Origin of the sequence: Bradyrhizobium sp. DN3 (genome assembly GCF_041357655.1) — a bacterium.
Classification (GTDB): Bacteria; Pseudomonadota; Alphaproteobacteria; order Rhizobiales; family Xanthobacteraceae; genus Bradyrhizobium.
The window spans coordinates 30,709-44,367 of record NZ_JAULLN010000023.1 but is presented as its reverse complement, the minus strand read 5'-3'; the positions used below and the strand labels follow the sequence as shown (position 1 = coordinate 44,367).

Here is a 13,659-nt window from a genome sequence, read left to right as displayed (position 1 = left end):
ATGCCTCCCGCCATTCCGCTCGCGACCTACCGGCTCCAGCTCACCGCGGATTTCGACTTCGACAAGGCCGCCGCGGTCGTGCCCTATCTCAAGGCGCTGGGGATCACGCATCTCTACGCCTCGCCGGTGATGAAGGCGCGCAAGGGCTCGACCCACGGCTACGACACCGTCGATCATAGCCAGCTCAGTCCCGAACTCGGCGGCGAGGCCGGCTTCGCACGGCTGAGCGAGACGCTTCAGCAGCACGATCTCGGCCTCATCATCGACTTCGTGCCCAATCATGTCGGCGTGCATTTCGCCGACAATCCCTGGTGGCTCGACGTGCTGGAGTGGGGCCAGGCTTCACCGCATGCGGTCTCCTTCGACATCGACTGGGATCAACTGGCCTTCCGCGCCCGCGGCGGCGTGCTGCTGCCGATTCTCGGCGTGTCCTATGGCGAGGCGCTGGAGCGGGGCGAGATCGAGCTGCGCTACGATCCGGATGAGGGAAGTCTTTCCGCCTGGTATTTCGAGCATCGCTTACCTGTCGCGCCGGAGCGCTATGGCGAAGTGCTGCGGATGATCGTCAAGGAAGCGGACGCGGCAGAAACGGAGCCCGGCAAGCGCCTGCTCGCGCTCGCGGCGCGCTACACCGGACTGCGCCGTCCCAACCGCAAGGAAGCTCCCGCCTTTAAGGCAGAACTCAAGAACATTGCGGGTGCTGCCGACATCATCGCGCGAGGTCTTGCCGCCTATCGCGCCGCCAAGGACCGTCCCGCGCACACGCTGGCGCTGCATCATCTGCTCGAGCGCCAGCACTACAAGCTCGGTCACTGGCGGCTCGCCTCCAGCGACATCAACTATCGCCGCTTCTTCGACGTCAACGGGCTTGCGGGCTTGCGCGTCGAGGATCCCGGCACGTTTGCCGCCACGCACCGGCTGGTCAAGCAGCTCATCGCCGACGGCAGATTGCAAGGCATCCGCCTCGATCACATCGACGGCCTGCGCGATCCCGCGCAATATTGCCAGCGACTGCGCCGGCTGGTCCGCGATGCGCAGGGTACGACGAAGCCCTTTTATACCCTGATCGAGAAGATCCTGTGCGAGCACGAACGCCTGCCGCACTTCGCCGGCGTCCAGGGCACCACCGGCTATGAATGGATGAACGTCATCACCCAGGTCCTGGTCGACGGCAAGGGGCTGGCGGCGCTGGACGAGACCTGGCGGCAGATCAGCAACCGGCCGCCACGGCTTGCGCCTTACGTCAAGGACGCCAAGCGGCGGGTGCTGGAGACGCTGCTCACCAGCGAGTTCACCGTGCTGACGCGGCTTTTGGCGCGCATCGCCAACGGGCATTACTCGACGCGCGATTTCTCCGCCGACAGCCTGCGCCAGGCGCTCGAACTCTATGTGCTGCATTTCCCGGTCTACCGCACCTACCTCACGACGAGCGCGCCGACCGCGCACGATCGCAAGCTGATCGAGGAGACCATCGCGCGGGCGCGCGCAGAATGGTTCGCCGCAGATGACGGCATCTTCGACTTCCTGCGCGACGCCCTGACCATGGACCTGCTCAAGCCCGGCCGTCCCCCGCACAGCGCCCCGCGCGTGCGCCGCTTCGCGCTGAAGGTGCAGCAATTCACCGGACCGATGATGGCGAAGTCGCTGGAGGACACCGCGTTCTATCAATTCCACCGGCTGCTCGCGCTGAACGAGGTTGGCGGTGATCCCGCAAGCATCGGCCTTACCATTCCCGCCTTCCATCAGGCCATGCAGACCCGCGCCAGGGAATGGCCGCACGGCATGACTGCGACGGCTACCCACGATACCAAGCGCGGCGAGGATGCCCGCGCGCGCATTGCTGCGCTCAGCGAGATTCCCGGCGAATGGACCAGCGCGGTGGCGCGCTGGAAGGTGTTGAACGCGCCGCATCTCACACACCACGGCAGTTTCCGCGCGCCGTCGGCGACCTTCGAGTACATGCTCTACCAGACCCTGCTGGGGGCCTGGCCGCTCCAGGGGCCGGTCGATGCTGATGTCGTCGAGCGCATCCAGGCCTATGCCCTCAAGGCCGCGCGTGAAGGCAAGGAGGAGACGAGCTGGCTCAATCCGCATGAAGCGTATGAAAACGGCGTCAAGAGCTTCATCGGCAAGATCCTCGATCCCGCTCAGTCCGCAGAATTCCTGGAGGCGCTGCAGACCCTGGCCCGCCGCGTTGCATTGCTCGGCATGTTGAACTCGCTGAGCCAGCTCACGCTCAAGGCGACACTGCCGGGCGTGCCGGACTTCTACCAAGGCACCGAATTCTGGGACCTGTCGCTGGTCGACCCCGACAACCGTCGTCCCGTGGACTTTGTCGCCTGCCGTGCAGCGCTGAGCTCATTGGACAAGCCGGATTGGCGTGGCCTGATCAAGGCCCGGCCGGACGGCCAGCTCAAGCTGGCCTGGACGCGTCATCTTCTCGAGCTGCGCAACCGGCTTCCCGACATCTTCGTCCGGGGCGACTATCAGCCGCTCGAGGTAAGCGGCGGGCATGCTGACCACGTCATCGCCTTCGCCCGCCGCCATGGCCGCGCGGCCGCGATCGTCGTGGTCGGGCGTCACTTCGCGCCGTTCACGCAAGCGGGCCGGGAATGGCCCGCGCTGGAGGGCTTCGATGCGACCGTCGACATCACCGGCTATGCCGCGACGGATCTTGCGAGCAACGAACTGCCGCTTGCGCAGGCTCTGCGCGATCTTCCCGCGACAATCATCGAGGCGCGCACCGCCAGTGCAGCGAAGCCGATGCGGCAGCGCGTGCGCGCCTGAGGCTACTTGCCGCCGTCCTTGGTCAGCAGCAACTGTCCGCGCTTCCTGATCGCGGCCTGGGCCATCTCGGCAAAGCGCTGCAACAGCCAGGGCAGCACCACCTCGACCCGGACGTGATCTTCGGTGACCTCGACCTGCCCGGTCGCAATCTGCCCGAGCGCGCGGATACGGAAATTCATGCTGTCGCCGCTCCAGCGCTCCTCTTCGACTTGCAACACGGGAATGCTTGCTGCGGCGCGGCCAAGCCCCGTCTTGAGGCGGCGCACCGCCTCATCGCGGCCGAGACGATGCGGAATTGAAACGACGAGCGGTTCTGACATGGCCGTGGCCCTGCTGACTGCCCCTCACCTGATCATGCCGCATGAAACGGCAAAAGTTCCATGCATGCCGGAGTTGGGGCCCATTTGCGAAGGCGGAACTTTAAAACCTGCGGCAAGTTGCCCCCGCACGACGGGACAGGTGCAACGACCCTTTCAAGAAAGGGCTGGAGGAGACTCGCATGTCTATCGGCACGATCATTCTGATCATCTTGGTCATCGCCCTGCTCGGCGGCTTCAGCGGCATTGGCGGCGGGCCGTTCTACGGCACCGGCTATTACGGCGGCGGCGGCCTCGGACTCGTCATCGTCATCCTGCTAATCCTGCTCCTGATGGGACGGATATAGGCACGCTTGTAGGGTGGGTTAGCGAAGCGTAACCCACCACGCTTCCTGCGAATATTGAACGAAATTGGTGGGTTACGCCTTCGGCTAACCCACCCTACTTCACCTTCGACGCCAGCTTCTTCATGGCCGCCTTGATCGACGCGGCGGCATCATCATAACCTTTCCACGCCTTCGATCGCGCCAGCAGGCCCGGCACGGTGCGCATCGTATAACGCTTCGGATCGAGATCGCTCTTCACCTGCGCCCAAGTCAGCGGCATCGACACCGTGGCACCGGCGCGCGCGCGCGGCGACAGCGGGGCAATCGCCGTCGACATACGGTCGTTGCGCAAATAGTCCAGGAAGATCTTTCCCTTGCGCAATTTCTTGGACATGTTGAGCAGATAGCGTTCGGGATCGTCATTGGCCATCCACTGGCAAACGCCTTGCGCAAACGCCTTGGCCTCCTTCCAGCTCACCTTGTCGCGCGCGCCGTGGAGCAGCGGCACCACCACATGGATGCCCTTGCCGCCAGTGGTCTTGCAGAAGCTGTCCATGCCGATATCGGCGAGCCGCTGCCGCATCTCCTTGGCCGCCTCGACGACGTCGGCGAAGTCGACGTCAGGCGCAGGGTCGAGATCGAACACCAGCCGGCCCGGCGTGTCATAGGCATAAGGCGCGCAATTCCAGGGATGCAGCTCGACGCCGCCGACCTGCGCCACCGCGGCGAGCCCTTCGATCCGATCGATCTGCAGGTACGGCTTGCGGTCGCCGGAGACCCTTGCGAGCTCCAGAAGGTTCGACGTGCCCTGCATGGCATGGCGCTGGAAGAAGCATTCGCCCTTGATGCCGTCAGGAGCGCGGATCAGCGAGCAAGGCCGGCCCTTCAGGTGCACGATCATCCATTTGCCGACGGCTTCGAGATAGCGGGCAAGGTCCAGCTTGGTGACGGGATCGCCATGTCCGTCGTCGGGCCAGAGCTCCTTGTCCGGCTTGGAGATGACGACACCCATGACCTCGGCGTTGCCGCCGCTGGGGGCCGATCGCGCGCCTGGCTTCGCTTTTGCGCGCTTCACTCCTTTGGCCGAGGGTTTGGCGAGCTCGGTGTCGACTGGCGTTTCGGCCTCGACCTCCTCGGCCGGCTTGTCCTGCCGCAGGCCTTTGAAAGCCGCTTGGCGGACATTGCCGTCGGCGGTGAAGCCGGCGAACTCGATCTCGGCGACGAGCTCCGGCTTCAGCCAGTGTACCTCGCGGGTCTTCTTCGGCGCGTTCTTGCCGCCGAAGGGGCTTTCCTTCGCCTCCATGGCCTTCAGTGACGGCATGATGCGCTTGACCTTGTCCGCGCCAAAGCCGGTGCCGACCATGCCGACGAAGGCGAGATGATCGCCGCGCTGCACGCCGGCCATCAGCGAGCGGAACTTGCCGCTCGTGGTCTTGTAGCCGCCGATCACCACCTCGTGGCCGGCACGGCATTTCGACTTGACCCAGCTCTCGGTACGGCCGGAACGATACGGGGCATCCAGCTTCTTCGACACCACCCCCTCGAGCTCGAGCTTGCAGGCCGATTGCAGCACGGCATCGCCCCCGCTCTCGAAATGCTCGACATATCGGATCTGGCTCGCCTTCCGTTTGTGCGATTCCAGGAGCTCCTTCAGCCGGGCCTTGCGTTCGCCGAGTGGCAGTCGGCGGTAATCCTGATTCTCCGCGAATAGGAGGTCGAAGGCAAAGAAGATCAGCTCGTCGGTCTTGCCATCGGACAACGCAGCCTGAAGCGAGGAGAAGTTCGGCGCGCCGTTGTGATCGAGCGCGACGATCTCGCCGTCGATCATCACGTCCGGCAACGCGCCCGCTTCCTTGGCAATGGAGGCGAACTTGCCGGTCCAGTCTAGCCCCTTGCGCGTCTTGAGCGTCCCCTCGCCGTCCTCGACCCGGAGCTGGACGCGATAGCCGTCGAACTTGATCTCGTGGCACCAGCCCCGGTCGGCCGGCGGCCGCTCGACCAGCGTACAGAGCTGCGGCGCCACGAAATCCGGTATCTCTGAAACCTTCTTCGCGTTTGCTGCTGTCGTCGCCTTCTTCCTTGCGGTCCTTCCGGCCTTCAACGCCGTGCGCGGCGCCGGCTTCACGGTGCGCCCTTTCGTCTCCTCGGCGCGGTCGGACTGCCAGACTGCATCGGCCTTGCCCTTGGGACCCTTGAGACCCTTGGCCAGCATGAAGGGTTTGGGCGCGCGGCCCTTGCCTTCGGCGATCTGCTCCATCGCGCGGCCGGAGGCGACGGACTTGTCCTGATCGAGGATGTCGTTGTCGGCGCCTTCGCGGACATGTTCATCGCGGTGCTTGATCAGCAACCAGTTGGTCCGCTTTTCGCCGCCGCGGTTGCGCATGCGCACCAGCACCCAGCTTCCGTGCAGCTTGTCGCCATGCAGGGTGAATTTGAGATCGCCCTTCTTGAATCCGGCTTCCGGATCTTCCGATTCCCAAGTGCCTCGATCCCACAGCATCACGGTGCCGCCGCCGTACTGCCCTTCGGGAATCGTGCCTTCGAAATCACCATAGTCGAGCGGATGGTCCTCGACCTCGACCGCCAGCCGCTTGTCGTGCGGATCGAGCGAGGGCCCCTTCGTCACCGCCCAGGACTTGAAGACGCCGTCCAACTCGAGCCGGAAGTCGTAATGCAGCCGACTGGCATCATGCTTCTGGATCACGAAGCGCCGCTGCTTCGAGGGCGCGACAGGGGTCTTGCCTGATGGCTCGGGCGTCTTCTCGAAATCACGCTTCTGTCGGTAAGTGGAGAGTTTTTGCAGCACGACCGGTCCCGCTTCTCTTTCGGCATTCAAGCCTATCACGGCCAAAGTCCCACCCGGAACCAAAACCCCACGGACGGGTTGGGGTTCCAAAACGCCTTGAAAACGCTGGAGAATGGAATGGCCCCGCGTGCCTATTGGAAGGGAACGTTGAAGCTCTCGCTGGTCAGCTGTCCGGTCATGCTCTATCCGGCTGCGACCGCCGCGGAGAAGACTCGGTTTCATCTCATCAACCGCGAGACCGGGAACCGGCTCAAGCAGCAGATGATCGATTCCGAGACCGGCGACGTCGTCGAGAGCGACCAGAAGGGGCGCGGCTACGAGCTGAGCAAGGGCAAATATGTCGAGGTCGAACCGGAGGAGCTCGAGGCGGTCCAGATCGAGAGCAACCACACCATCGACATCGAGAGCTTCGTGCCGAGCGAGGAAATCGACCAGCGCTACCTCAACCACCCCTATTACATCGCCCCCGATGGCAAAGCCGCGGTCGACGCCTTCGCGGTGATCCGCGACGCCATGAAGGACCAGGACCGCGTGGCACTCGCAAAAATCGTGCTCACCAACCGCGAGCACGTGATGGCGATCGAGCCGCTTGGAAAGGGCCTGCTCGGCACCACGCTGCGCTATCCTTACGAGCTGCGCGACGAGGATCAGTTCTTCGAGGACATCAAGAGCCCGAAGATCACCAAGGACATGGTCGAGCTCGCCGGCCACATCCTGCACTCCAAGGCCGCGCATTTCGATCCTAGCGAGTTCAAGGACGAGTACGAGAACGCGCTGAAGGCGCTGGTGAAGCGCAAGGCCAGCGGCAAGAAGATCGAGCTGCCGGAGCCCGAAGAACGGCCGAGCAACGTCGTCAGCCTCATGGATGCGCTGAAGCAAAGCCTGAAGGGACGCGGAAGAGGGAAGAAGACTGCGGCGAAGTCCCATGCGCGGCGTGCGCAGGGGCGGCACCGAGCCGCCAGGAAGGCGCACCGGTCAGCGGCGACGCACAGGAAGGCGGGCTGATTCACTCCGTCATTGCGAGCGCAGCGAAGCAATCCAGAATCTTCCCGCGGAGGAACCCTGGATTGCTTCGCTGCGCTCGCAATGACGATGTGGATACAGGCTCGCGCGACAACTCAGTCATGACCATAGGAAGGACCTAATCCCCCGCCTTCAGCCTGTATCCGATCCCCGTCTCCGTCAGCACATATTGCGGCCGTTCCGGGTCGGCTTCGATCTTCTGGCGGAGCTGACGGACATAGACGCGCAGATATTGCGCATCCGTCAGCTCGTCCCAGAGCTCCTTGAGCAGGAAGCGGTGGGTGAGCACCTTGCCGGCGTGCTGCACCAGCACGCGAAGAAGATCGTATTCCTTCGGTGACAGCTTCACGTCGCGCTCGCCGACCTTGACGATGCGGCGAACGAGATCGACGGAGAGGTCGCCGGTGCGGAACACAGGGCGCTCGCCTTTGACCTGAAGCTGGTGGCGCAGCGCGGCACGCAAGCGGGCCAGCAGCTCATCCATGCCGAACGGCTTGGTCAGGTAATCGTCGGCGCCGAGATCGAGCGCTTGCACCTTGCCGGCCTCGTCGCCGCGGCTCGACAGCACCACGATCGGCACGCCCTCGTTGCGGGCGCGGATGGAGCGCAGCAGCTCATGGCCCTGGATGTCGGGCAGGCCGAGATCGAGGATGATCAGCGCCGGCTCCTCGGCAAGCTTGTCCAGCGCGGTCTTGCCGTTCGACGCCTCCAGGATCTCATAGCCCTGCGTCGACAGCCCCATCCGCAGCAGTTTACGGATCGGCGGCTCGTCATCGATGACCAGGACCTTGATCGGGGCAGCACTCATGCAGCGGTATCCAATGCGTGGGTCTGCACTGGGACGGGCAGACGGATGGTGAGGATCGCGCCGCTGCGGTCGCTGCGGTTGGCGGCCGAGATCGTGCCCCGCATCGCCTCGACGAAGCCGCGGGAGATGGCAAGGCCGAGCCCGGTGCCGGGACGAACATGGTCCCCCTTCTGCACGCGATAGAACTTGTCGAACACGCTCTCGAGCTCGTCGGGTGGGATGCCTCCGCCCTCATCGGCGATCTGGAGAACGACTTGATCGCGCTCGCGCTGACTGCGGATCGCAATCGTGGTGTCGGCCGGCGAATATTTTGCGGCGTTGTCGAGCAGGTTGAACAGCACTTGCTCGAACAGTACGGCATCGAGCTCGAGCATCGGCAGATCGGCCGCCAGCACGAGCTCGACCTTGTGGGCAGCGAGGATCTTGGCCGCCCGCCGCAGCGCGCTACCGACGATCTCGCCGAGATCGTGCAGCGCCGTGTTGGGCACGATGGCGCCGGATTCGAGCTTGGTCATGTCGAGCAGATTGGCGATGAAGCGGTTGAGCCGTTCGGACTCGTCGATCACGGTCGCGAGCAGGTCGCGCTTCTCGGTGTCCGAGAGTGCGCCGGCGAGGTCGCGCATGGTGGAGGCCGCACCAAGCACGGAGGCCAGCGGCGTCTTCAAATCGTGCGAGATCGAGGTCAGGAGCGCCGAGCGCAGCCGCTCGGATTCGACGGTGCGCTTGACGCGGTCCATGTCCTCGACCAGCAGCACGCGCTCGATCGCGAGTGCGCCCTGGTCGACCAGCGCGTCGAGCAACCTGCGCTGGTCCGGGGTCAATAACGGGCCGGTGCGGTCGTTGTCGATGCCGATGACGCCGATTGGCCCGCGCCCGGTGCGCATCGGCAGGAACAGCCGTTTCGCACCCGGCAGCGTGTCCGAGCCGCGGCCTGCGGGGCGGTCGTTGCTCCAGGCCCAGTTGGCGGCGGCGAGGTCGGCCTGATCGAGCTCATCCTCCGGCGGATAGCCGGATTTCACCGTGAGCAGGCCCTCTTCCGGCAGCAGCAACACGACGCGGACCTTCAGCATCAGCGCGATCTGGTAGGCGGTCGCCCACAGCACATCGTCGAGCGTGGCGGTGCCGGCGAGTTTGCGGCTGAAGGCATGGAGCTGCTCGGTCATCCGGATCCGGCCGATCGCGGTGTCGGCCTGGATGCGCACGCGCGCCGCGACATTGGAGACGATCATCGCCACCACCATGAACAGCACGAAGGCGGCAACGTTGGTCGGGTCGGTGATCGTGAAGGTGTAGATCGGCGGAATGAAGAAGAAGTTGTAGCAAAGCGACGCCGCCACTGTTGCCATCAGGGACGGCCACAAGCCATAGCGGACGGCAACCGCGACGACCGAGGTCAGCAGCACGAGATCGACGTTCTCGAGGCCGAAATAGGGCTGGATCAGCTCGGCGGCGCCGAGGCCGATCAGCACGATGCCGAGCGCCTTCAGATAGGGCCGCGGGTTGAACGGCTCCGAGCGAGCAGCGGTCTGCACCGCGGTCTTGGGCACGGCCTCGCCGGGCAGCTCGTCACCGGCGATGACATGGACCGTGATGTTGCCGGCGCGGCGCACCAGGTCATGCACGACTGAACCGCGCGTCATCTCGAACCAGCGCGAACGCGTCGACTTGCCGATCACGATCTGGGTGACATTGTTGCCTTGTGCGAAGTTGACGACGTCGTCGGCGATGCGGCGGCCGACGGCGGGAATCGTCAGCGCCTCGCCGCCGAGCGATTCGGCAAGCCGCAGCGTATCGGCCAGCCGGTCGCGCTCATCGTCGGACAATTGCAGGGATCGCCGGGTCTCGATCGAGAGCGCGGTGAACGGGGCATGGAGCCGGTCGGCCAGCCGCTTGGTATAGCGCACGAGGCCAGCCGCGCGCGGATCCTCGCTGACGCAGACGAGGATGCGTTCGCCCGCTGCCCAGGGACCGGCGATGGCGTTCGCCTGCATATGGGTGAGCAGTTGCTCGTCGACCCGCTCGGCCGTGCGCCGCAGCGCGAGCTCGCGCAGTGCGGTCAGGTTGCCTGGCGAGAAATAATGCTCCAGCGCCCGCTCAGCCTGCTTGGGCACATAGACCTTGCCCTCCTTCAGCCGCTGGATCAGATCATCAGGCGTGAGGTCGATCAGCTCGATCGCATCGGCCCGGTCGAACACCGAATCCGGCACGGTCTCGCGCACCCGCACATGGGTGATCTGGGCGACGACGTCGTTCAGGCTCTCGATGTGCTGGATGTTGACGGCGGTATAGACGTCGATGCCGTGGGAGAGCAGCTCCTCGACGTCGAGATAGCGCTTGGGGTGGCGGCTGCCCGCCGCGTTGGTGTGGGCGAGCTCGTCGACCAGTGCAATCTGCGGCCGACGCGCAATTACGGCGTCGAGGTCCATCTCCTCGACGACCTGGCCGCGGTAATCGAGCCGCTTGCGCGGGACCACCTCTAGCCCGCGCACCAGCACCTCGGTCTCAGCGCGGCCGTGGGTCTCGACGAAGCCGACCACGACGTCGACACCCGCCTTGCGCTTGGCGTGAGCGCTTTGCAGCATCTCGTAGGTCTTGCCGACGCCGGGGGCGGCGCCGACGAAGATCTTCAGCCGGCCGCTCGCGCTCTCCTCCCGCCGCGCTGCTTCCAGCAGCGCCTCGGGCGATGGACGTTGTTCGGGATCACGGCGCTGTTGAACCATCAGGCCAATATAATCACCCCCGTGTGCCGAGCCTAGACTACTTCGCGGCGCGGTCGAGCGCGAGATTCAGCGCCAGCACGTTGACGCGGGGCTCGCCGATCAGGCCTAGCAAACGGCCTTCGGTGTTGGCAGCCACGAGTTGCTCGACTTGATCCTCCGGCATCTTCCGCGCCTTCGCCACGCGCGGTATCTGGAATTGCGCCGCCTCCGGCGAGATATCAGGGTCGAGGCCGCTGGCCGACGTCGTGACCAGATCGATCGGCACGGCCGCATTCGGATTCTCCGCCTTCAGCTTGTCCACATCTTCCTTGAGCCGGTCGGCCAGCGCCTTGCTGGTCGGGCCGAGATTGGAGCCGCCCGAATTGGCGGCGTTGTAGGGCGCCGGCACCGTTTTGGTTGAATCATTAGGGTCCGGCGCAACCGTCGCCGAAGGGCGGCCGTGAAAGTATTTGTCCTCCTTGAACTCCTGCCCGATCAGGGCGGAGCCGACCACCTTGCCGTCCCTCTCGATCAGGCTGCCCTGCGCCTGCACGGGAAACAACGTGCCGGCGATGGCAGTCATTGCCAGCGGATAGGCAAGGCCCGTGATCGCGGTGAGCGCCAGCAAGAGCACGATCGCGGGGCGAATTTCTCTGAACATGTTGGGTCTCCTATTTCTTCCGTCATTGCGAGCGAAGCGAAGCAATCCAGAGTCTTTCCATGGAGGCAGCCTGGATTGCTTCGTCGCAAGGGCTCCTCGCAATGACGGGGCTATGCCAAATGCAAGGCGGTGACGACGAGGTCGATCGCCTTGATGCCGATAAAGGGAATGACGATGCCGCCGAGGCCGTAGATCAAGAGGTTGCGTTGGAGCAGCGCGCCGGCGCCGACGGCACGGTAGGCAACACCTTTCAGCGCCAGCGGGATCAGCGCGATGATGATGAGCGCGTTGAAGATGATCGCCGACAGGATGGCGCTCTGCGGACTCGACAGGTTCATGACGTTGAGCACGCTGAGTTGGGGGTAGAACGCCAGGAACATCGCCGGGATGATCGCAAAATACTTGGCGACGTCGTTGGCGATCGAGAACGTGGTCAGCGCACCGCGCGTCATCAAGAGCTGCTTGCCGATCTCGACCACCTCGATCAGCTTGGTCGGATTGGAATCGAGGTCGACCATGTTGCCGGCCTCGCGGGCGGCCTGGGTGCCGGTGTTCATGGCGACCCCGACGTCGGCCTGCGCGAGCGCCGGCGCATCGTTGGTGCCGTCGCCGCACATCGCGACCAGCTTGCCCTTGGCCTGCTCGTCGCGGATCAGCTTGAGCTTGTCCTCCGGCGTTGCCTGCGCCAGGAAGTCGTCGACGCCGGCCTCCGCGGCGATCGCAGCCGCCGTCATCGGATTGTCGCCGGTGATCATGATGGTGCGGATACCCATGCGTCGAAGCTCGGCAAAGCGCTCGCGGATGCCGCCCTTGACGATGTCCTTGAGCTGGATGACGCCGAGCAGCTTGCCGTCCCTGGCGACCGCCAGCGGGGTGCCGCCGGCCTTCGAGATATCATCGGCAATGGCCTGGATCTCGCGACCGAGATCCGACAGCGCGGCCGGCTGGATTGCCCGCGCCGCGTTGCCGGAGGCAACGGCCAGCGGCGCGCCGCCGCCGACATAATTCAGCATGGCATCGACCGCGCCCTTGCGCACCGATGAGCCGCCGGCATCGACGCCGCTCATGCGAGTTTGCGCGGTGAACGGGATGAAAGTGGCGCCAAGCTCGGCCATGTCGCGGCCACGGATGCCGTATTTCTCCTTCGCCAGCACGGCGATAGAGCGGCCCTCCGGTGTCTCATCGGCGAGCGAGGCGAGTTGGGCCGCGTCCGCCAGCTCCTGCTCGGTGACGCCGCGCACAGGACGGAACGCCGTCGCCTGTCGGTTGCCGAGCGTGATGGTGCCGGTCTTGTCCAGCAGCAGCGTGTCGACGTCACCGGCAGCCTCGACGGCGCGGCCGGACATCGCCAGCACGTTGAAGCGCACCAGGCGGTCCATGCCGGCGATGCCGATCGCCGACAACAGCGCGCCGATCGTCGTCGGGATCAGCGTCACGAACAGGGCGACCAGCACGATCACTGAGATCGAGCCGCCGGCATAGGCCGCATAGCTCGGGATGGTGACGGTCGCGAACACGAAGATGATGGTGAGACCGGCGAGCAGGATGTTGAGCGCGATCTCGTTCGGGGTCTTCTGCCGCTCGGCGCCCTCGACCAGCTTGATCATGCGGTCGATGAAAGTCGAGCCCTGGGCTGCGGTGATGCGGACGCGGATCCAGTCCGACAGCACCTGCGTGCCACCGGTGACCGCAGAGCGGTCGCCGCCGGATTCGCGGATCACGGGTGCGGATTCGCCGGTGATGGCGGCCTCGTTGACGGAGGCGACGCCCTCGATCACCTCGCCGTCGGAAGGAATGGTGTCACCGGCCTCGACCAGCACGATGTCGCCGACCTTGAGGCTCGTGCCAGGCACGAGCTTGAACGGCTGCTCGGACCCGGTCAGGAGCTTGGCCTGGCTTTCGGTGCGGGTCTTGCGCAGCGATTCGGCCTGCGCCTTGCCGCGGCCTTCGGCCACCGCTTCGGCGAAATTGGCGAACAGCACCGTGAACCAGAGCCAGACGATGATCTGGAAGGTGAAGCCGAGGCTGGCACCACCGGTGACGATGTCACGCAGGAAGATCACCGTGGTGAGCGCAGCCACGACCTCGACCACGAACATGACAGGGTTCCTCACCATCAGCCGCGGATCGAGCTTGGTGAAGGAGGCGCGGATCGCGGGCATCACGATTCTGGGATCGAGCATTGCCGACATCGGCGCACGTTTTTGCAGTTTCATCGTCTCCATGGAGGTC

9 protein-coding genes are annotated in these 13,659 nt (G+C 64.9%); 3 read left to right on the top strand and 6 right to left on the bottom strand.

Going from position 1 to position 13,659, the window contains the following annotated elements; all coding sequences use genetic code 11:
• On the top strand, positions 1-2,787 hold the full coding sequence (treY, locus tag AAE027_RS29265; RefSeq protein ID WP_370989416.1) for a malto-oligosyltrehalose synthase: 2,787 nt from the start codon (positions 1-3) through the stop codon (positions 2,785-2,787).
• Between the two features lie 2 nt (positions 2,788-2,789).
• Here treY and AAE027_RS29260 read toward each other — a convergent pair whose 3' ends face one another.
• Complete coding sequence (locus AAE027_RS29260; protein ID WP_370989415.1) at positions 2,790-3,107, bottom strand: polyhydroxyalkanoic acid system family protein; 318 nt, start codon at positions 3,105-3,107, stop codon at positions 2,790-2,792.
• A gap of 179 nt (positions 3,108-3,286) precedes the next feature.
• Between AAE027_RS29260 and AAE027_RS29255 the strand changes: the two genes are divergently transcribed.
• Complete coding sequence (locus AAE027_RS29255; RefSeq protein WP_018318514.1) at positions 3,287-3,451, top strand: DUF3309 family protein; 165 nt, start codon at positions 3,287-3,289, stop codon at positions 3,449-3,451.
• Positions 3,452-3,545: 94 nt separating this feature from the next.
• Here AAE027_RS29255 and ligD read toward each other — a convergent pair whose 3' ends face one another.
• On the bottom strand, positions 3,546-6,236 hold the full coding sequence (gene ligD / locus AAE027_RS29250; protein WP_370989489.1) for a DNA ligase D: 2,691 nt from the start codon (positions 6,234-6,236) through the stop codon (positions 3,546-3,548).
• A gap of 117 nt (positions 6,237-6,353) precedes the next feature.
• On the opposite strand from ligD, the gene ku reads away from it, so the two are divergent.
• Positions 6,354-7,241: a non-homologous end joining protein Ku gene (gene ku / locus AAE027_RS29245; RefSeq protein ID WP_370989414.1), complete on the top strand. Its 888-nt coding sequence runs from the start codon at positions 6,354-6,356 to the stop codon at positions 7,239-7,241.
• A gap of 136 nt (positions 7,242-7,377) precedes the next feature.
• Here the strand turns inward: ku and AAE027_RS29240 are convergent, their stop codons facing one another.
• The 4 genes from AAE027_RS29240 to kdpB form a co-directional block, all read right to left on the bottom strand.
• Positions 7,378-8,067, bottom strand: coding sequence for a response regulator (locus AAE027_RS29240; protein WP_370989413.1), 690 nt, complete (start codon positions 8,065-8,067; stop codon positions 7,378-7,380).
• Positions 8,064-10,787: a DUF4118 domain-containing protein gene (locus AAE027_RS29235; protein WP_370989412.1), complete on the bottom strand. Its 2,724-nt coding sequence runs from the start codon at positions 10,785-10,787 to the stop codon at positions 8,064-8,066. Before AAE027_RS29235 ends, AAE027_RS29240 begins: the two co-directional genes overlap by 4 nt.
• Positions 10,788-10,824: 37 nt before the next feature.
• Positions 10,825-11,427, bottom strand: a complete 603-nt coding sequence (locus AAE027_RS29230; RefSeq protein WP_370989411.1) for a K(+)-transporting ATPase subunit C — start codon at positions 11,425-11,427, stop codon at positions 10,825-10,827.
• Positions 11,428-11,537: 110 nt separating this feature from the next.
• On the bottom strand, positions 11,538-13,652 hold the full coding sequence (gene kdpB / locus AAE027_RS29225; RefSeq protein ID WP_370989410.1) for a potassium-transporting ATPase subunit KdpB: 2,115 nt from the start codon (positions 13,650-13,652) through the stop codon (positions 11,538-11,540).
• Between the last annotated feature and the right edge of the window lie 7 nt (positions 13,653-13,659).